General features: G+C 58.0%; 14 protein-coding genes and 1 pseudogene. 11 read left to right on the forward strand and 4 right to left on the reverse strand.

The genetic code is table 11. The features are described from left to right. Positions 1–6 precede the first annotated feature (6 nt). The 11 genes from H045_RS09250 (at position 7) to H045_RS09300 (ending at position 12,989) form a co-directional block, all read left to right on the forward strand. The gene (locus H045_RS09250) at positions 7–294 is read left to right on the forward strand and encodes a DUF2934 domain-containing protein (protein WP_003230559.1); all 288 of its coding nucleotides are present in this window, start codon (positions 7–9) and stop codon (positions 292–294) included. A 119-nt stretch (positions 295–413) separates the two neighbouring features. Further along, a complete protein-coding gene (glgX, locus tag H045_RS09255) occupies positions 414–2,573 on the forward strand; it encodes a glycogen debranching protein GlgX (RefSeq protein WP_015372180.1) in 2,160 nt (719 codons plus the stop codon). A gap of 1 nt (position 2,574) precedes the next feature. Further along, positions 2,575–3,573: an acyl-CoA dehydrogenase family protein gene (locus H045_RS09260; RefSeq protein ID WP_015372181.1), complete on the forward strand. Its 999-nt coding sequence runs from the start codon at positions 2,575–2,577 to the stop codon at positions 3,571–3,573. Beyond that, complete coding sequence (locus H045_RS09265; RefSeq protein WP_003230552.1) at positions 3,570–4,328, forward strand: PIG-L deacetylase family protein; 759 nt, start codon at positions 3,570–3,572, stop codon at positions 4,326–4,328. Before H045_RS09260 ends, H045_RS09265 begins: the two co-directional genes overlap by 4 nt. After that, positions 4,325–4,924, forward strand: coding sequence for an SAM-dependent methyltransferase (locus H045_RS09270; RefSeq protein WP_003230550.1), 600 nt, complete (start codon positions 4,325–4,327; stop codon positions 4,922–4,924). The genes H045_RS09265 and H045_RS09270 overlap by 4 nt, the downstream gene beginning before the upstream one ends. 191 nt (positions 4,925–5,115) lie before the next feature. Further along, entirely contained in the window at positions 5,116–5,877 is a 762-nt protein-coding gene (locus H045_RS09275; RefSeq protein WP_015372182.1) for a PIG-L deacetylase family protein, read from the forward strand. A gap of 351 nt (positions 5,878–6,228) precedes the next feature. Beyond that, positions 6,229–8,388 carry a TonB-dependent siderophore receptor gene (locus tag H045_RS09280; protein ID WP_015372183.1) on the forward strand — a complete coding sequence of 720 codons (2,160 nt, stop codon included), beginning with the start codon at positions 6,229–6,231 and terminating at the stop codon, positions 8,386–8,388. A gap of 972 nt (positions 8,389–9,360) precedes the next feature. Further along, a complete protein-coding gene (locus tag H045_RS25985) occupies positions 9,361–10,053 on the forward strand; it encodes a methyl-accepting chemotaxis protein (RefSeq protein WP_262377442.1) in 693 nt (230 codons plus the stop codon). Between the two features lie 147 nt (positions 10,054–10,200). Beyond that, positions 10,201–11,346, forward strand: a complete 1,146-nt coding sequence (locus H045_RS09290) for a sensor histidine kinase (protein WP_015372185.1) — start codon at positions 10,201–10,203, stop codon at positions 11,344–11,346. 266 nt (positions 11,347–11,612) lie between these two features. Then, positions 11,613–12,287: a hypothetical protein gene (locus H045_RS09295; protein WP_015372186.1), complete on the forward strand. Its 675-nt coding sequence runs from the start codon at positions 11,613–11,615 to the stop codon at positions 12,285–12,287. A 15-nt stretch (positions 12,288–12,302) separates the two neighbouring features. Next, on the forward strand, positions 12,303–12,989 hold the full coding sequence (locus H045_RS09300) for a tetratricopeptide repeat protein (protein ID WP_041931483.1): 687 nt from the start codon (positions 12,303–12,305) through the stop codon (positions 12,987–12,989). A gap of 399 nt (positions 12,990–13,388) precedes the next feature. On the opposite strand, the gene H045_RS09305 is transcribed toward H045_RS09300, so the two are convergent. The 4 genes and pseudogenes from H045_RS09305 to H045_RS09315 form a co-directional block, all read right to left on the reverse strand. After that, the gene (locus H045_RS09305) at positions 13,389–17,405 is read right to left on the reverse strand and encodes an NACHT domain-containing protein (RefSeq protein ID WP_041931620.1); all 4,017 of its coding nucleotides are present in this window, start codon (positions 17,403–17,405) and stop codon (positions 13,389–13,391) included. Positions 17,406–17,715: 310 nt separating this feature from the next. After that, positions 17,716–17,958: a transposase gene (locus H045_RS25785; protein WP_141687557.1), complete on the reverse strand. Its 243-nt coding sequence runs from the start codon at positions 17,956–17,958 to the stop codon at positions 17,716–17,718. Next, positions 17,882–18,377: pseudogene (locus H045_RS09310) on the reverse strand (transposase); the annotation flags it as partial. The gene H045_RS25785 and the pseudogene H045_RS09310, both read right to left, overlap by 77 nt. A 166-nt stretch (positions 18,378–18,543) precedes the next feature. Next, positions 18,544–19,011: a DUF1203 domain-containing protein gene (locus tag H045_RS09315; protein ID WP_015372189.1), complete on the reverse strand. Its 468-nt coding sequence runs from the start codon at positions 19,009–19,011 to the stop codon at positions 18,544–18,546. Positions 19,012–19,018: the final 7 nt, after the last annotated feature.

Below are 19,018 nucleotides of genomic sequence, written 5' to 3' on the forward strand. Positions count from 1 at the left end.
TGTGTGATGAGTAATGAAGACAAACGCATTCGCGAATTGGCGCATCAGATCTGGGAATCCGAAGGCAAGCCCCATGGTGACGACGCTCGCCACTGGGAGATGGCACGCAAGCTGGCCGAAGCCGAGGCGTTGACGCCGAGCAAGAGCAAGCCTGCGGACAAAGACAAACCCAAAGCCGGGCCAAAGGCCGCGCCTAAAGCTGCGCCCAAGCCCAAGCCGGCACCCGCTGCGGCCGGCAAACCGGCTGCCCCGGCGGCGAAAAAGCCGCCGGCGCCGAAAAAACCAAAGCCTTGACCTCCACACCGCTTGTCGACACGGTCGCCAAGCGGTGTTTTTACCTTCCAGACCGTCAGCTGAATTTTCGTCAGAATGGCCGCGTTCGGCCTGAAAAAGACCATTGCAGGAGCAACACCATGAGCAAGCCCGACAAAAACCCTCCGACGCAGAGCCACGAGCCGTCGAGGATCCGTGAAGGTTTGCCCTTCCCGCTCGGCGCCACCTGGGATGGCCTGGGGGTCAACTTTGCACTGTTTTCGGCCAATGCCACCAAAGTGGAGCTGTGCCTGTTCGATGACAGCGGCGAAGTAGAGCTTGAGCGTATCGAGCTGCCGGAATACACCGACGAGATTTTCCACGGCTACCTGCCTGACGCCCATCCAGGGCTGATCTACGGCTATCGCGTGTACGGTGCCTACGACCCGGCCAACGGTCATCGCTTCAACCACAACAAACTGTTGATCGACCCCTATGCCAAGCAGTTGGTGGGTGAATTGAAATGGTCCGAGGCGCTGTTCGGCTACACCATCGGCCACCCGGACGACGACCTCAGCTTTGACGAACGTGACAGCGCGCCTTTCGTGCCCAAGTGCAAGGTCATCGACCCGGCGCACACCTGGGGCAACGACCAGCCGGTGCGTGTGCCGTGGGACCGTACGATCATTTATGAAACCCACCTGCGCGGCATCAGCATGCGCCACCCCTCGGTCGAGGAATCGGTACGCGGCACCTGCGCCGGCCTGATGGAAGATGATGTGCTCAAGCACATTCGCCAGCTGGGCGTCTCTTCGGTCGAATTGTTGCCCGTGCATGCCTTCGTCAATGACCAGCATCTGCTGGAAAAAGGCATGACCAACTACTGGGGCTACAACAGCATCGCGTTTTTCGCCCCCGACCCGCGCTACCTCGCCAGCGGCAAGATTGCCGAGTTCAAGGAGATGGTTGCGCACCTGCATGAGCAGAAGCTCGAAGTGATCCTCGACGTGGTCTACAACCACACCGCCGAGGGCAACGAGCGCGGCCCTACCCTGTCGATGCGCGGTATCGACAACGCCTCCTACTATCGCCTGATGCCCGACGACAAGCGCTACTACATCAACGATTCCGGCACCGGCAACACCCTGGACCTGAGCCACCCGTGCGTGCTGCAAATGGTCACCGACTCGCTGCGCTACTGGGCCACCGAAATGCACGTCGACGGCTTCCGCTTCGACCTGGCGACCATTCTGGGCCGCTACCGTGACGGCTTCGACGAGCGCCACAGTTTCCTGGTGGCCTGCCGTCAGGACCCGATCCTGCGCCAGTTGAAAATGATCGCCGAGCCTTGGGATTGCGGCCCCGGCGGCTATCAGGTGGGCAACTTCCCGCCGGGCTGGGTGGAATGGAACGACCGCTTCCGCGACACCGTGCGCGCGTTCTGGAAAGGCGACGACGCGCAACTGGCTGACTTTGCCGGACGCATGACCGCTTCGGGCGAGATGTTCAACCACCGTGGTCGGCGTCCGTACAGTTCGGTGAACTTCATCACCGCTCACGACGGTTTCACCCTGCACGACCTGGTGTCGTACAACGACAAGCACAACGAAGCCAACGACGAGAACAACCAGGACGGCAGCAACAACAACCTGTCTTGGAACCACGGCGTCGAAGGTCCGACCGAAGACCCGGAAATCAACGCACTGCGCCTGCGCCAGATGCGCAATTTCTTCGCCACACTGCTGCTGGCCCAAGGCACACCGATGATCGTTGCCGGCGATGAATTTGCCCGCACCCAGCACGGCAACAACAATGCCTATTGCCAGGACAGCGAAATCGGTTGGGTCAACTGGGACCTGGACGAAGACGGCAAGGCCCTGCTCAAGTTCGTCAAGCGCCTGATCAAGCTGCGCCTGGCCTACCCGATCCTGCGTCGCGGGCGTTTCCTGGTCGGCGACTACAACGAGGACATCGGCGTCAAGGACGTGACCTGGCTTGCGCCGGATGGCAACGAAATGAGCACCGAACAATGGCAGGACGCCAACGGCCGTTGCCTGGGCATGCTGATGGATGGTCGCGCCCAGGAAACCGGCATTCGTCGTGCCGGCGCCGATGCGACCTTGCTGCTGGTGGTGAACGCTCACCACGACCTGGTCAATTTCCGCCTGCCTCACGTGCCCGAAGGTCAGTTCTGGACCTGCATGCTGGACACCAACGAGCCGGCGGTGCGCGGTCAGGAACGCTTTGACTTTGAACACGAGTACGCCGTGACCGGCCGCTCGCTGCTATTGTTCGAACTTCAGCGAGACGATGAGGTGTGAGATGGCTTTGCACGGATTCCTTCGCGGCTACCGGGGCTATGCGGACACGCAGGCCCTGGGTGATGCCCTGAAGGCACTTCAGGAAGAAGGACTCGATCAACTCCCGCTGCCCGGCAGCGGGCAGACCCTGGAGCGGTTCAGCCGCCTGGCGCAGGTGGCCGGGCATGACCTGCGCCTGTGCAAGTTGTTCGAGGGCCACACCGACGCGTTGGCGATCATGGCCGAGTTGCGCTGCCCGCTGCCGCCGTTGGGCAGCACATGGGGCATGTGGGCCGCCGAACCGCCCGATGCGAAAGTGCGGGTGCGCAAGGCGGGCCAGCGTCTGCTGCTGGAGGGGCGCAAGGCGTGGTGTTCGGGCGCGGCGGTGGTCAGCCATGGATTGCTCACCGCCTGGGATGAAGAGGATCGCCAGCAACTGGTGGCGGTGGAGATGCACCAGCCCGGCGTCACGGTGACCGATCAAGGCTGGAACGCGGTGGGCATGGCGGCCACCGGCAGTGTCGAGGTGGTTTTCAATGAGGCTTGGGGCATTGCCATCGGCCAACCTGGAGATTATCTCGCGCGGCCGGGCTTCTGGCATGGCGGCGTCGGTATTGCCGCGTGCTGGTACGGTGGCGCGCAGCGTCTGGCCGAAGTGCTGCGCGAGCAGTGCGGCAAGCGCCCTGAACCCCATGCCCTGGCGCACCTGGGTGCAATCGACAGTGCGTTGAACAGCGCCGCCTGTGTGCTGCGCGCCAGTGCCTGGCAAATCGACCAGGCACCTCTGGCTGACGCGCGCATATTGGCGCAGCAGGCGCGCGCCAGCATCGAGGACATGACCGAACAGGTGATCCAGCATGTCGGCCGTGCCGTCGGCGCCGGGCCTTATTGCAAGGATCCGCATTTTGCCCAGTTGATGGCAGACCTGCCGGTGTACGTGCGCCAAAGCCATGCCGAACGTGACCTCGCCGCGCTCGGCGAGCTGGTGGCGGGCGAGCCGTCCGGGAGGTGGCAGTTATGAAACCCAACCCGATCGTCGGCCAGGGCACGCCCTTGCACCAATGGCAGAACTCACCTCACATGGCCGGATTGCCCCAGATCAGCGTCGAACAACTGGTGCCGGAAGGGTGTCGCGCCGTGATCATCGCGCCGCACCCGGACGATGAAGTGCTCGGCACGGGCGGTCTGCTGCAAGGCCTGGCCGCGTTGGGCCGGCCGATCCAGCTGATTTCGGTCACGGACGGCAGCGCCAGTCATCCGGGTTCGCAACGCTGGCCGGTGGAGCGTTTGAGTGTGGTGCGCCCGCAAGAGTCGGCCCAGGCCCTGCATCGCCTGGGGGTGCCGCTGCATAGTCTTAAATGGCTGCGCGCAGGCTTTACCGACAGCAAGGTCGCCGCCCGCGAAGCGCAGTTGGTGGCGTTCATCCAGCGCTACCTCAAGCCTGATGATGTGGTGTTCGCCACCTGGCGCGAAGATGGGCATTGCGACCATGAAGCGGTCGGTCGCGCCAGCGCCAAGGCTGCCGAGCATGTCGGCGCTACGCTCTACGAACTGCCGGTGTGGACCTGGCACTGGGCGACCCCGGAGGACAGCCAGGTGCCCTGGCACCGCGCACGCAAGATCCCGTTAAGCCCCGAAGCGGTGGCCCGCAAGCGCCACGCGATCCATGCGTTTGCCAGCCAACTGGAGGGTGATGCGCAGATCGGCCTGGCGCCGGTTCTGGCGCCCCATGTGGTCGAACGGCTGCTGCAACCTTTTGAAGTGGTGTTCGTATGAGTGTCGCCACGCCCTATTTCGATCAACTATTCGACGGCAACGATGACCCCTGGGCGTTCCGCCAACGCTGGTACGAGCAACGCAAACGTGCGCTGACCCTGGCGGTCTTGACCCGCCCGCACTACGCCTCGATCTTCGAACCCGGCTGTGCCAACGGCGAGCTGAGCGCTGCGCTGGCGCCACGCTGTGACCGGCTGTTGTGCTGCGACACCGCCTCGGCGGCGGTGGCCCTGGCGAGAACCCGTCTGCAGGACTTCCCCCACGCGCGGGTGCAGCAAAGTCGGCTGCCGCAGGACTGGCCCGAGGGCCGGTTTGAACTGATTGTATTGAGCGAATGGTGTTACTACTTGGATGCCGATGACCTTGGCCGCTTGATCGACCACGCCCTCGGGTCGCTCACCGCCAACGGCCAACTGCTGGCCTGCCATTGGCGCCCGGCCATTGAAGGCTGCCCGCAGACCGCCGAACAGGTGCATGCCCTGCTCGACCAGCGCCTGGCGATGCCGCGCGTGCTGATGCACCATGAAGCGGATTTTATCCTCGACCTGTGGAGCCGCGACGGCACCTCGGTCGCCGCTCAAGAAGGACTGTGCTGATCAGAGACGCTTCGAAAAATCGTCGTCACACCATGTAAAAACTCCAGATCCTTGTCTATGCTGACAACGCCTGACTGACATTCCAGGGTTGGAACGCCAGGCACTCGTCGCAATGGAGTCTGCGGCGGCTACCCCCAGTGTCCTGCCGCAAGCGGTGGCGACCGAGCTCACTCGACAAGGATGTGTCACCCATGAATCCCGCTTCCCTGCGTGACGGCCGCCGTGGTCCCGCGCAAGTCTGGAACAGTGCGCCGCAATTGGCGCAGATCCCCGTCATTCATCCCAACGCCCTGGTGCCGCCAGGTGCGCGCATGGTGGTGGTCGCGCCGCACCCGGGCGATGAAGTACTGGCCTGCGGTGGTCTGTTGCAGCGCTTGACCCTGCTGGACCATCCGCTGCAATTGATTTCCATCACCGACGGCAGTGCCAGCCATCCGGGTTCGCGGGTATGGCCGGCCAGCCGGTTGAGCGTGGTGCGGCCCCAGGAAAGCGTGGAAGCGTTGCGCCGTCTGGGTATGCCGCTGCACAGCCTTAAATGGATTCGCGGCGGTTTCCGTGACGGCGGCCTGGCCGCTGATGAACACGCGGTGAGCCAATTTATCGCGCGTTATCTGCAACCCGGTGACGTGGTTTTCACCACCTGGCGCCACGACGGCACGCCCGATCACGAGGCAGCCGGGCGGGCCTGCGCAATAGCCTGCAACCTGGTCGGCGCGCGTTTGTACGAATTGCCGGTGTGGGCCTGGCACAGTCCGGTGCGTGAAGGCTCGACAATGCCCTGGCTGCGCGCGCGCAAGGTGCGCCTGGACACCTGGAGCGTTGCACGCAAACTGCACGCCGCCCACGCCTTCGCCAGCCAACTGGCTGGCGACCCCGCCATCGGCCTGCCGCCGCTGCTCGCCCATGACCTGCTCGAACGCATGCGCGAACCGTTCGAGATCGTGTTCGTTTAGCTCCCTGGCCCCAGTCCCGCTCAGTTAAGCGAACGCAATGCTAGAAGCAATGAAGATCAACTGTGGGAGCGGGCTTGCCCGCGAAGGCGTCGGCCCAGCAAACATTGATGCTCGCTGACACACCGCTTTCGCGGGCAAGTCGCCCCGCCGCTCCCATGGGGGAATCTGCACTTAACTCAACCGCATTGGCCCTCGCCCCTGGCATTTTAAACGTCAGACCAATGTGAAAAATTCGTTAACCAATTCTGCGCAAAGGCTTTTTTGCCCGTACACCTTCTGTCACACTGATGCGAATAATTATCAACCGTTTTATTATTCGCCAGGGAAGGCGCATCGGGGAGAGTTTGTTCCATGTCTGTGCAACAACAAGGCACCACTGTTTTCGCACCCACTTTGATCGCGCTGGCCATCTGTCTTGCCAGCTCACACGCGGCCTTTGCCGCCGATGTCGAGCCCTCCTCCGGCCCTATCGAACTGGGCGCCACGCAAGTCTCCGGCGAGGGGCAACTGGGCGAAACCACCGAGGGCACGCAGTCCTACACCACCGGCGCGATGAAAACCGCGACCAAGCTGCCACTGACCCTGCGTGAAACCCCGCAGGCCGTCACCGTTGTCACCCGTCAACGCATGGACGACCAGGCGATGACCAGCATCAATGACGTGGTCGCCGCCACGCCGGGGCTGTTCCTGAATTTCTCCAACGGCCCTGGCCGGCAGTCGTACACCGCGCGCGGCTTCGACATCGACAACCTGATGTACGACGGCATCCCGAGCGGCTACAACGGCGTCAACGTGGGTGCCCAGCCGAACCTGGCGATGTTCGACCGCGTCGAGGTGGTGCGTGGTGCTACAGGCCTGGTCACCGGCGCGGGTAACCCGTCAGCCGCCATCAACCTGATCCGCAAGCGGCCGCTGGATGAGCAGAAAGTCACGCTCACTGGCGCGGCCGGCACCTGGGACAACTACCGTGGCGAATTGGACGCCTCGAGCCCGCTCAATGACAGCGGCACCTGGCGCGGCCGGGTGGTGACCTCCTACCGCGACGCCAACAGCTTCATCGACAATGTCGGGGATTATCACGGGCTGTTCTATGCAGTCACCGAAGCGGACTTAAGCGAAAACACCAGCCTGACCCTGGGTTTCTCCAACCAGAAGGACAAGACCAACTACTTCTGGGGCTCGTCGATGGTGGGCCAGGACGGTCACCACTTGAACCTGTCGCGCGCCTACAACCCCGGTACACGCTGGGAGAACAAGGACCAGGAAATCAACACGGTTTTTGCCGAATTGCGCCAGCAACTGGCCAACGACTGGAAACTGCAGGTCAATGCCAACTACGCCGAACAGAACGCCCTGTTCTCCGGCTCCTATCAATCCCGTTGGACCAACAACACCTTGGCCCGCACCGTTTACCAGTCTGCTGCGGATGAAAACCAGGCGGGCCTCGACGCCTTTGTCAGTGGCCCCTTCCAGGCGCTGGGGCGCAGCCATGAGTTGGTGATGGGTGCCAGCCGTCGCATCTACGACCTGACCACCCACAGCTACTCGCCGTTCGACATGAACTGGCCGCTCAACGCGGGCAAGCCGGACTTCGTCCACACGTCCAACGGTCGTGAAGTCACCACCCAGGACGGCGTCTACGTGACCACGCGCCTGAGCCTGGCCGACCCGTTGAAGCTGATCCTCGGCGCGCGCCTGGACTGGTACGACTACGACAACCATGATGGCGACGGCGATTACAAGGTCACCCGCAACCTCACCCGCTACGCCGGCTTGATCTATGACCTGGACGACCATCATTCGGTGTATGCCAGCTACAGCGACATCTTCACCCCGCAGACGGCCAAGGACACGTCCGGCACGCCGGTCAGGCCCATCATCGGCAAGAACTACGAGGTGGGCATCAAGGGTGAATACCTGGGTGGCGCGCTGAACGGGAGCGTGGCGCTGTTCCGCGTCGACCAGCAGAACCGCGCCGTCGACGTGGTGGTGCCGAACTGCCCGCAGGCCTCCTGCGCTGAGGCCTCGGGCGAAATTCGCAGTCAGGGTATCGACTTCGAACTGCAAGGCGCCCTCACCGAACACTGGCAGGTGGGCGGTGGCTACACCTATGCGCGTACCCACGTCATCAAGGACCAGGCCAACCCGCAGACCGTGAACAAGCAGTTCGACACCGACACTCCGGAACACCTGTTCAAGCTCACCACGCGCTACAACTTTCAGGGCCCGCTGGAAAAACTCCGCGTGGGCGGCAACATCTCCTGGCAGAGCCGCATGTACAACGACCTCACTGTGGCGGATGGCAGCAGCTACCGCCTCAAACAGGGCGCCTATGCCGTCACCGACCTCATGGCCGGCTACCAGGTCAATCAACATCTGGACCTGCAGCTCAACGCCAACAACATCTTCGACCGCAAGTACTACGAGACCATCGCCAACTCCGTCGACTATGGCGGCGATTCCTATGGTGCCCCTCGCAACATGATGCTGACCGCCAAGTACAGCTTCTGACCCTCCTTCGGCTGCCCGCCCGGGCAGCCGTTGCTGGCTTAAAGTCCCGCCCGGGCTGGCCGATAACGCCCCTGAAGCGCAAAAAGACAACGATTCGCTTCACTCAGCAGGCGGCCCTTGCTGGCACGCCCCATGCTTTGTTCCTGGCCAAACCACAAGGAGTAAACGTGAATGCCCGTCCCCAGCCCCTTTTTGGAGCACTACCGCAAGGCAGACCGCATCATGCTGGCGCTTATCTGGCTGATGTTCCTGTTCTCCCTGGGCCTGGCGTTCTGGCATGACACCCTGATACAGGCACTGACGGTCGGCGGCGGCACCGGTTTGGTGCTCACCGTGTTGTACCGCGCCATCGGTGGCAGCCGGCTGATGCGCTGCGCTTTGGGGGCCGGCCTGATGGTGATGGCCGCGCTGCACATCAACCAGGCCCAGGGCGTGATCGAATCGCACTTCGGGATCTTTGCGCTGTTGGCCGTGCTGACCTTTTACCGAGACTGGCTGCCAATCCTGGTGGCTGCGGCGACCATCGCCGTGCATCACGTGGTGTTCCACGCCCTGCAGCATCAGGGCTTCCCGGTGTTCGTGATGGAGCATCATGGCGGCTGGACGATGGTCTTCGTGCACGCGTTCTATGTGGTCATGGAAACGGTCGCGCTGCTCTACCTCGCGGTGCACAGTCACACCGACGCGGTCGAGAGTCAGGAAATGCTCGAGAAGATGCTCGCAGTGACCTCCCAGTTCAGCGCCGAGAGCGCCCACGCCGAAGGCAAGGTGCACGTGTCCCTGGCCAAACGGTTCGACCACTTCCTGCAACAGCTCACCCTTCTGATCGACGGCGTCGCCCGCGATTCCCATGGCCTGGGGCAGCTCGGCCAGGAACTGGCCAGCGCCAGCGGCACCCTGGAAAAAGGCGCTCGGCATCAACTGGCCGAGATCACCGAGATGACCGGTTCGATGCAGCGCATGGAAGACGCCATGGGCCACATCACGGTGCAGGTCGAACAGGCCGTAGAGCATGCCGGTCAGGCCAGCCGCCAGATCGTGCGTGGTCAAGAGAGCGTCAGCCGTGCCCGGCATGAGATCAACCAGCTGGCGTCCCACATCAACGGCACCGAATCCACCGTGCAATCCCTGGCCGGCCAGGCCGAACAGATCGGCTCGGTGCTGGAGGTGATCAGCAGCATTGCCAACCAGACCAACCTGCTCGCCCTCAACGCCGCCATCGAAGCCGCCCGGGCCGGCGAGCAAGGCCGCGGCTTTGCGGTGGTGGCCGATGAAGTGCGCAGCCTGGCCCAGCGCACCGCCCTCTCCACCCAGGAAATCAAGACCATCATCGAAGGCCTGCAACACGGCAGCCGCCAGGCCGTCGCCGCCATGCACAATAGCCGCGAAGGCGTGGAACGCTGCGTGGAAGACAGCCGGCTGGCCGTCGAGATGTTGCAGGCGGTGGGTCAGGACATCGCCCACATCGACGCGCTCAATGGGCGCATCGTCAGCACCACCCGCGACCAGTCCTCGGCGAATCTTGAGATCGTCGGACGCCTGCAGTCGGTGCAGAGCATTGCGCAAAGCACGGCTGATGACGTGGAAACTCTGGCCCGCAGCAGCGAGCGCCTGCCACCGATTGCCGTGCGCCTGGATGCGCTGGGGCGCAGGTTTCACCCCTGACGGTCAACCTGTGGAAGGGTGCTTGCTCCTGATTGCGGTGGGCCAGCCCGTACATCTTTGGCTGATACACCGCAATCGGAGGCAAGCGCTCTCTCCACATGGGTTACTCTGCGCGCCTCTGCATCGCCTCCCATCAGGATTCAAGACATGCGCCTGCCCGATTTCATCCTCGAAAACCTCGAGCCGATTCTGCAGGCCTGGGAAAATTTCGCCAGAACCATCAAGACGCCCGGCGCCGAACTCGACAGCATTGCGCTGCGTGACCATGCCGAACAGATGCTGCGGGCCATCGTGACGGACCTGCGCACCCGACAATCACACCGCGAGCAAACGGCCAAAGCCCAGGGGCATGGCCCGGTGGATGAGCAGGAAACCGCCGCCGAAACCCACGCCATCACGCGACTGATGGCGGGCTTCACCATTGACCAGATGGTCTCGGAATACCGTGCCCTCAGAACCAGTGTGGTCAGCCAGTGGATGCGTCAGGTCAAGGACGGCACGCCGATCAACGTGGACGACATGACCCGCTTCCACGAGGCCATCGATCAGGCGCTCGCCGAGTCCATCGCCAGCTACTCGCGCGCGGTCGAGGCCTCGTGCAACGTGTTCCTGGGCATACTCGGCCACGACCTGCGCACCCCACTTGGCGCAATCATGCTGGGAGCCGACGTCCTCAGGCGCACGGAAGGCGCCGACGCCCGCTCGACCAAAGTCGCCAATCAGATCTACACCAGCGTGCGCCGCGCGAGCCAGATTGTCGGCGACCTGCTTGACCTCACCCGCTGCCAGATGGGACCGGGCATCCCCGTCAGAACCGCAGCGGTCGACCTCGCGCCGCTCTGCGGTCGTGTCGTTGAGGAAATCCAGGCATTTCATCCCGAGGCCAGGATCGTGCTCGACATACCGTCACCGGTCGCCGGGCGGTTCGATGGTGCAAGGATGGAACAGGTCTTCTCGAACATCATCAGCAACGCGGTGCAGCACGGCGACACCGCCCGCCCCATCAAGGTCGAGCTGACGACTCAAGAGGACTGCGCCGTGTTCTCGGTGCACAACCGTGGCGCGGCGATACCCGAGGACGTGCTGCCGTTCATCTTCAACCCGATGGGCCGGTTCTCCCAGCGTACGGCGATTGATCACGGCCCCACGGAAGGCTTGGGCCTGGGCCTGTTTATCGCGTCGGAAATCGTGGCGTCACATGGTGGCTCGATCGAGGTCAGCTCCGACACGGATCAGGGCACGGTGTTTCGGGTGAAGCTGCCGCTCGATAAAGGCGGCTCCACCATTGCCTGAGGCCGCGTGACGGCCAATATGTCTTCAAACGCGACAGCACCTCGCCGGCACAAGGATTGCCCAACGCCTGGACACGTTCATGGTTACGCGCAAACAGCAGCATTTGCCCGGTGAAGTCGCTGCTGCGCAGACCGATCTGAGCTCGCCGACGCTTGGCATTCCGATATTCTGCTTGGGGTTGCTTCGTTTTGTTCGCAGTTCCGTTTTGCTAAAGTTCGCGACGTGTAAGCCGACAGCTTTTGTTCCTACTTCACGGATGATTTCAAATGTTCCGATCCGTTTTTTCTGGCGTTGCTTTACTAGCCGTCACCGCCGCCTGTAATGCCGCCCAGACTCAGGTCGTCACCACACCCGAACAGCTCCTGACCGAATTCTCCCGCTGCGATGCGCATTTCTTCGAGAGCCTGCGCGACGCCCGCCTGCCGGCAGATACCTTACGCCTGAGTCAGTACGGCTCGGTCAAGGCGCCGACCATCCTGAACCCGTTGCAGGAAGGTGGCACCTATCAACGGTTCGAAAAACCCCTGATCGTTAACGGCGTGCCTATGATCGGATACTACAACCAGGCCCAAACCATGAATAACGTGGGCAATTTTCTGTTCTGGGGTTTTGTAGCCGATGGTCTGCCGCAAGAAGTGGCCGAAAAAATCAAGCCGCTGATTGTCGATAACACACGCTTTATCAGCGAGGGAAAAGCCATTGCTCGCGCCGAAATTCGCCGCGTCGGTGACCCGATTGGCCAATGGCGCACCCAAGGATTGACCGGCCCTGGCGTCGCCACGCCGTTTGGTTTCGTAGACCGCGTGTTCATGGTCGACAAGGGCGACGCGACACCGCCGCTCACGGGGCACACCACTGTGTTCTGCTCGCTGCAAGGCACTGTGACCGCTCCGCTTTTGCAGGTCTATCGCCCAGACCTCAACGCTCGGCTGTTCGACTGACAAGGAAGTTTTTTCATGACTATTCGCTGGCCCGCACTCATCGCATGCGTCTTCATCCTCACCGGATGTGCCGGAATGCAGAACCCGCAAAAAGCCAACCTTGCGCACTGCGCAACTCAGTTCAAGGCCTACAAAGCCGAGAACTACCCTCTGGTGCTGCAGGAAGGTGACTTGTGCCTGCAAAAAAATACCCTGCCCGCCTCACTGCAAAGTCTGGTTTACGCGTTGCAGGCGGACGCCCACAGCAACCTCAAACATTTCCCCCAAGCCGTTACAGCCAAGGAAAAATCCCTGCAATTGGCGACCAAGCCTGATCCACGCGACAACCTGGACTTGAGTGCCATGTATCGCGACGCTGGCAATCCGAAAAAAGCCCTTGAACTGGTGCAGTACAACCTGGACAACGGCTTGGGAGAAGCCGGAAAAGGCTCAGGCTTTCACATGCCGACCTACTATCACCTGGGCCTTGCACTGACAGACCTGGGTCAGTACCGAGAAGCCGCTGAAGCATTCAGCACCGGCCTTCAACGCCAGCCGGATTTTGCCTGGGCTTACTATGCGCGCGGGATCGCTTACGACCATTTGGGAGACAGGGAAAGCGCGAAGGCTGACTTCCTGAAGTTCTCGCAGATCGTTAAAAAGAAATACGTGGAGGAGAAGCACAGGGCCAAGCTTGCTGAGTATGGGATATCGGTGCTGTAACAGGAGAGTGGTTATTGGCTGATTGCTGGCTTTTATGAAGGGCTGCAAATCGGCCGATTCTGTTGAAAAAGTCGACCTTGGTTTCCACAGCAGAAAAGTATACATCTGAGATTGAAATCCTTACTTTTGGCTGAGGCTTCCGGGTTCAGATTTCACGTAGCAGCGTGCAAAAATGGCATTTCCCCCCGCTCAATTTCCGGGCAGTTTGAGCGGAGCGACTTTTTCAACACAATCGGCCAAAAGCGGACAGTGATAGAAAAATAAATCAGTCCCCTTTTCGGAAAGAAAATGGCCGAGGTTGTCGGATGTAATTGAAAAACTCGGTGATGCGGAGTTGTGTTTTTCGTGTCTCCTAGGCCTGCTGCATATAGTCTTCGGCTCCGCGTTCCAGGCATAATTTTAGGATCCGAAAACGTCCAGGACGAACACATCAATTAGCCCAACTAGCTCTGGCGGGAGCGTCTGTTCGATGCTGGTCTTCAGTTCCGGAGCGGAGTTTATTGTTGTATTTTTTTTGTTTGCGACCAGTTCATCGCCGCCAAACCAGATCACAAGATAAACGCCCTGTTGCTCTGCGTCGGGGTGTATGGAGTATCGGTCATATAATTGCGCAGATGCGGCTGTGTATAGTTCTTTATGCCACTGACCTTTTACCTCGACCACAAGCAACCTTCTTTTCCCACCAATGATCTTGGTCGCAGTGAAATCGGTGCGGTTTTCACTTTTCATTTGTTGCTCAGACGTTATCACGATACCTAATGGTCCGAGTCTGAGACTTAGACGCTCAGCAATGACCTCGGTGGCCTTGACTTCGCCCAAACGCTTACCACCATTGTAAAAGCGGTCAGCTGGATTGAACTCTCCACCGTCTATATCTTTCTGAAAATCTTGAAGCTCTTGGAGGACGAGTTTGCGTAAGCCCTCGACGTTCACAACAGTGTCGCGATCCAGCAGTTCGATGACTTCTTGAGGAGAAGGCGGTTCAAAATCTCTCAGCGCTTGTTGTCTGACTTTACTGGCTAATAAGCTCTTAAGGTCGTTGTGCATATCTATAAAACGCGCATCGCCTAAAAGTCGATTTAAGACAAGGATGGCCTCGTTAGCATCATCTGAATTTATCAACCAGACTATATCGGTCAAAAAACGATATGCGACCTCCCCGCTAGGACTCCCCGTTCCCCAGTGGCTCGGCAGATGAACTTTAGGCCATTTATCGATAAAAGCGTCGAGAACGGCCTCCACTTTATTTGCCGTAAGTATTGGCCAATAAGACTTTTCGCTGTGATTGAAGCGTCCGGAACGAACATTAAGTGAAAATACTGTATCCCTATCAGACTTGAGCCAGCCCCAATATATGACACAAATATCTTTTATAAAATAAAATTCTCGAACGAGCCAGAATATGCGTTTTCTCTCTATGTATTCATCATCTGTGGGCTCGGGCCAGTCGGACATTATATTTCCGCAACGCTCTGCGATTATCTTTTGAAGATCACTACGATTACCACACTGCGCCGCAATCTCAAAAAGCGTTTCTAAAGTTCCAATGTCTAACTCAGAGAAACGCGAAAGCCACTCTATTGAAAGCTCCGCCCGTAGATGGCTGAAAATCTCGTCACTGCTTAAAAGCCAAATATCCGGTTGGCTGCAGCCTTTCTGTGCCAGCTGGGGCTCTAGGTAATGACGGAGATAGCGCTCTGCGCTGGATGAGTCTGCAAAAACAAGACGATCAATTTCAGACTTCAGAGCGTTGCGTTCTTCTTCGATAACTGAACTGTAGGATCGATTAATACTGGTCCGCAGCGCGATCAATAACCGCAAATCAACATTATCTAAATTACCATCAACACGCATGATCACTAGGCAAGCTGCTAGTAGGACCATTTCTGCATGCAATATTTTCCCTGAACGCTGTAGCTGTGAAAACTCTAATAGATCGGGAATTTTCAGCGCGATAAAATCTATACAGTTTTTTAGAGCAGTACAAACTAATGGCGCGTCACCAACGCGCTCATCAATCTGATCGGGATGCATGAGAACCAATTCTGCAAAGTAGACAAGGCATTGCCAATGTCCACCGCTTTCTATTAGCGCTCGATTGGTCTGGTAATACTGAATATTTGCTGCACGCCTCTCGTATCGTTGCCGCTGACGGCGTTTCGCCTTGCGATTCAGGCGCGGCACTCGCGTGTTCTTTGACAATTGCGAGTAAGCTCTGTTAGATCGCACCCATTCAACCATGAATTGTGGCTTTTCTAAAGACTGTACGCGCATGTGTCTTCTTAAGTAGTTAGGTCCTACTTCTGTTTTGTGGCGATAGCGCTGATGTGTGGCGATAAAATTAGCCCAAAGCTTCGGATTTTCGAGTTCAAATGCGAGATTCACTATAAACTCATAATCTTTGGATTGGAATTGAAGACCTGAGTGAGAATATAGCTCAAATTTTTCTATTTTGGTCTTAAAGATTTTCTCTCTGTCAGTAACAGTTCTGAAAACGTGAGCGATAATCCCTTGGCGCAGGTTATCGTCGCTTTGAAGTATTTTTACAGAGGTACTATGGCTAGCTGCTTGCTGATGGTGGTAGTTTAAGTTTTCGAGCCAACACCATACTTTCTCAGGATCAAAGGGCGCGGACGCTAGTTCAAAATACCTATCTAGCATCAATCCAATAATTTTGCTTATACCATCTCGACAGTAGCAAGCGTAACGCTCTTTACCGCAAACGCAGGTCACGCTTTTAGATAATCCATCCAATAGAGGATTGATCAAATTTAAAGCTAAGCTGCCCAAAAGTTTTTTGATAAAGTAGCGATTGCCAACTGTCCGCTCTAAACGTTCTTCAGAGGCAGGATATAGTTCCGTACAGGTGCGAAGAAAATTTGACAGGTAAGAAATATCGAATTTTTCAGGACCTATGGTTGTTAAGATGTCAGCTACAATCTTAAGCGAAGTTTCGCTAGCCTCAGCAACTAGAATCGAGACATTGGCGTGATGATCATGTTCGATCAAATCGAGTAGGCATCTGTTGGCCAAAAATCGAGAGTGTTCGCTTTGGCTCGGGCCCAATACGATCTGACGTAATTCATTTGTCAAATGCGTGATCGCTGGTGATCCCGCCAAAAGCTCGAGGATCAGATCGCGTAAGTGCCCATCGTTTCCAGATGCGAGGAGAGGCTTGATTTCCTTCATGACGTCTTGGGTGAAGAAGCCTGCAGCACTGAACCGGCGCCAAGAATCTCCCCGTCGGAAATACGGATCTCTCTTTTCCACATCTTTTAAGCGTCTTATGAGCAAGCGCTTTGAGGACTGTTCAAGTTGAGAAGGATCGCCGTTCGCTAGTACTGCATAGGGGTCAAGTTCGATTGCAGATTCCTGAATATACTTGTTGCCTAACGCGGCCAACCAACCGAGCAGCCCTCGTAGTTCGTCCCGTACAATGGTGTTTGGAGCGATTATGGGTAGGCATTTATGGGTCGTAAGATGGTCCGTCGGATCAGCTATTCGCTTGGCTAGGTAATCCGCCGCGCAGTATTCGGCGACGATCTTATGGACCGGTCGATGCTGATCTGCGCTGTCGCCGGGCTTGAAAAGTCTAGTCGCGAGGATGCCTTCAGCTGCGGTGGTATTTTCGAACAGCGACGCTAGTAGTGGATAAATTCGGTCTGCCGTAGCTTCGCTCGTTCCGATACCATCTGCACCTGAAAGCAAAAGCTTGGCGAATACTTCAGACGACAGGTCAACCTTTCTTGCGATGGAAAGGGTATGGCCGGTCTGCGCCACGGTGGCATTAGCCTCCTTGGCTAGGCGCTCGACCGCTTGGGAAAATATGCTTCGTTTGTCTGTGAAATGTCTGCCGCTTTCGATGTAAGCGTCCGCGAACATCTTTAAGAACTGGGGATTAGGTAATAGTGCTTCTAAATCGAATCGAGTGACTTCCGCTTGGAATCTTTCGAAATCCTCACCCTGCACATGGTGATTAAAAATTTGCCGCTGTTCTTTCTCCTCAAACTCGACCAGCCTCACCAGGAACGGTGAGCATCCGAAGTACTCTTCGAATGCGCTTGTGGCTGCGGTCCCCCATTCGCTGGATCGGCTCGAGATGATCACGTGCGTTGGCTTTGCTTTACTCGCATTAGCCAGGAGGTCATGAATACCGATTTGATCGATTTTGGCCAACTCGTCAAACGCATCAATCACGAGCGGAGAGTTATCAGCGTCTGGGCCTATACGTTTGAATTTGTTCGCTGTAACGCTAGAAGTGCCCAGCTTCCGGGCCAAACTACGCATTAACTCAGTTTTTCCACCACCTGGTTCGGCCAGAACAACGACGTAAGTTGACGTAACTAGAAGCTCATCTTCAGTGTAAGCAACGCCATTGCTGGATATTTTGCGCGGTAAATAAAGAATAGAGCTCATGGGCAGGAGTCTGACGATGGCGTGTTGAAAGCACCAAAAATTTGGCGCCATTTATTTGAGGGCGAGTCCTTTCAAATGACACATCCTGCTCAGGATATTACGTTATTTTATAGGGGTAAGCCTTTCGGTCTGTGAGCGACCGCTCCTGGCCGATTCTGTTGAAAAAGTCGGATTTTCAAATGGCCTGAACTCAGGCACGACCACCACCGGAGAACCTACTCACCACATTGAGTGGTTTTTCGGCCCTTCGGTGACCTTTGCTGCTCTGTTATTGGGTTAATTTGAGGTTTTTTGCTTGGTGCAGGCGCACCTATCCCGTAACTGGTGGCCCTTGAGATGAAAATTTGGCCAGCCGTCGCAGGTTCTGCACCGCAGCGGCCAGCGTGAATTCATCCGTCGCGCCACTCCTTCCACGGAGCCGCAGGCGATCCAATTTCAGGATGCGCTTGAGGTGGGCAAACAACAATTCGACCTTTTTTGATAATGCTGGCGTCCACGGCAAAGCCTTCGCCCTTGACCAGATCGGCGTCCATGCAGCGACGCAGCACTTCATTGAACAACCAGCGAAACAGATCACTGTCACGAAAATGGCCGCGTCGATTTTTGGAAAACGTCGAGTGATTGGGTACTTCATCTTCAAGGCTCAACCAGCAGAACCAGCGATACGCCAGGTTCAAAATGGGCCTCTTCGCACAACCGCCGTTCGGAGCGGATGCCGTAGCAGTAGCCGTAGCCGTAGCCGTAGCCGTAGCCGTAGCCGTAGCCGTAGCCGACGATCAGCATGCGGATCATCAGTTCAGGATCAATCGACGGACGTCCAATCGGGCTATAGAAATCGGAGAGGTAATGGCGCAGGTCGCTCAGATCGAGACACCGATCAATGCTGCGCAGAAGGTGATTGGCGGGGATGTGGTCTTCAAGGCTGAACGAGTAAAACAGTCGCTCCTGCCCACTCGATAACTGTCCCATCATGCTGTGTGATCCCCTCCGGCCAATGCGGAGATTTTGCCGGAGGCCAGCCAGGGGAGCTACTTTTTCAACAGAATCGGCCGATTTCTGCCGTTCGCGGCGGGCAGCAACCAGCGCGTCGCTGCCCAGCAAAGCCAAAAGAAGAACCAACCACCAACACCTGCGTCGACTACGCCCGATCTATCCGCCCGGAGTAACAACCCTGCTTGGCATGGTGCACGTGAATGTAACCAACCTCTGGATTGGCAAACATCCGAATAACGACCGTTTCCATTGCTACGCCATCAGCGATGTCGGCGTCGAGCATGATTCCATCATCAGTGAAAGCGCGAAGGGATAGCAGGCGGATTCGCATAGACTCGGGTACCTCATCGACTGCGTCATAAGCCCGGGTGGCCCATTCCCGTATGAAGATCGCGTGTGAGGCGCGGTATGGCGTGTTGGCGGGCTGGCTGACATGGTTGAGTAAAAGCACGCTCTGACCTGGCTGCGCATCCTTCATTTCGATACGGTCAGGAAAGCCTGGGTGGCTGTCGACGATGTAACGCTTTATCCCGAGCGATGCGAGATCTTTGTCGGGCAGTCCAAACAGTGACTGGAATGGCTCGGGGGAAAGGCCAGTGATACGAAACGCCATGATCGAA

Origin of the sequence: Pseudomonas poae RE*1-1-14 (genome assembly GCF_000336465.1) — a bacterium.
In the GTDB taxonomy this organism is placed as follows: Bacteria; Pseudomonadota; Gammaproteobacteria; order Pseudomonadales; family Pseudomonadaceae; genus Aquipseudomonas; species Aquipseudomonas poae.

Excerpts from the sequence above, each read along its gene's own strand:
- H045_RS09265 (WP_003230552.1), top strand. The coding sequence starts at position 3,570 with ATGAAACCCAACCCGATCGTCGGCCAGGGCACGCCCTTGCACCAATGG.
- H045_RS25985 (WP_262377442.1), top strand. The coding sequence starts at position 9,361 with ATGGGCCACATCACGGTGCAGGTCGAACAGGCCGTAGAGCATGCCGGT.
- H045_RS09260 (WP_015372181.1), top strand. The coding sequence starts at position 2,575 with ATGGCTTTGCACGGATTCCTTCGCGGCTACCGGGGCTATGCGGACACG.
- H045_RS09290 (WP_015372185.1), top strand. The coding sequence starts at position 10,201 with ATGCGCCTGCCCGATTTCATCCTCGAAAACCTCGAGCCGATTCTGCAG.
- H045_RS09315 (WP_015372189.1), bottom strand. The coding sequence starts at position 19,011 with ATGGCGTTTCGTATCACTGGCCTTTCCCCCGAGCCATTCCAGTCACTG.
- H045_RS09275 (WP_015372182.1), top strand. The coding sequence starts at position 5,116 with ATGAATCCCGCTTCCCTGCGTGACGGCCGCCGTGGTCCCGCGCAAGTC.
- H045_RS09280 (WP_015372183.1), top strand. The coding sequence starts at position 6,229 with ATGTCTGTGCAACAACAAGGCACCACTGTTTTCGCACCCACTTTGATC.
- glgX (WP_015372180.1), top strand. The coding sequence starts at position 414 with ATGAGCAAGCCCGACAAAAACCCTCCGACGCAGAGCCACGAGCCGTCG.
- H045_RS09295 (WP_015372186.1), top strand. The coding sequence starts at position 11,613 with ATGTTCCGATCCGTTTTTTCTGGCGTTGCTTTACTAGCCGTCACCGCC.
- H045_RS09300 (WP_041931483.1), top strand. The coding sequence starts at position 12,303 with ATGACTATTCGCTGGCCCGCACTCATCGCATGCGTCTTCATCCTCACC.
- H045_RS09270 (WP_003230550.1), top strand. The coding sequence starts at position 4,325 with ATGAGTGTCGCCACGCCCTATTTCGATCAACTATTCGACGGCAACGAT.
- H045_RS25785 (WP_141687557.1), bottom strand. The coding sequence starts at position 17,958 with ATGAAGTGCTGCGTCGCTGCATGGACGCCGATCTGGTCAAGGGCGAAG.
- H045_RS09305 (WP_041931620.1), bottom strand. The coding sequence starts at position 17,405 with ATGAGCTCTATTCTTTATTTACCGCGCAAAATATCCAGCAATGGCGTT.
- H045_RS09250 (WP_003230559.1), top strand. The coding sequence starts at position 7 with ATGAGTAATGAAGACAAACGCATTCGCGAATTGGCGCATCAGATCTGG.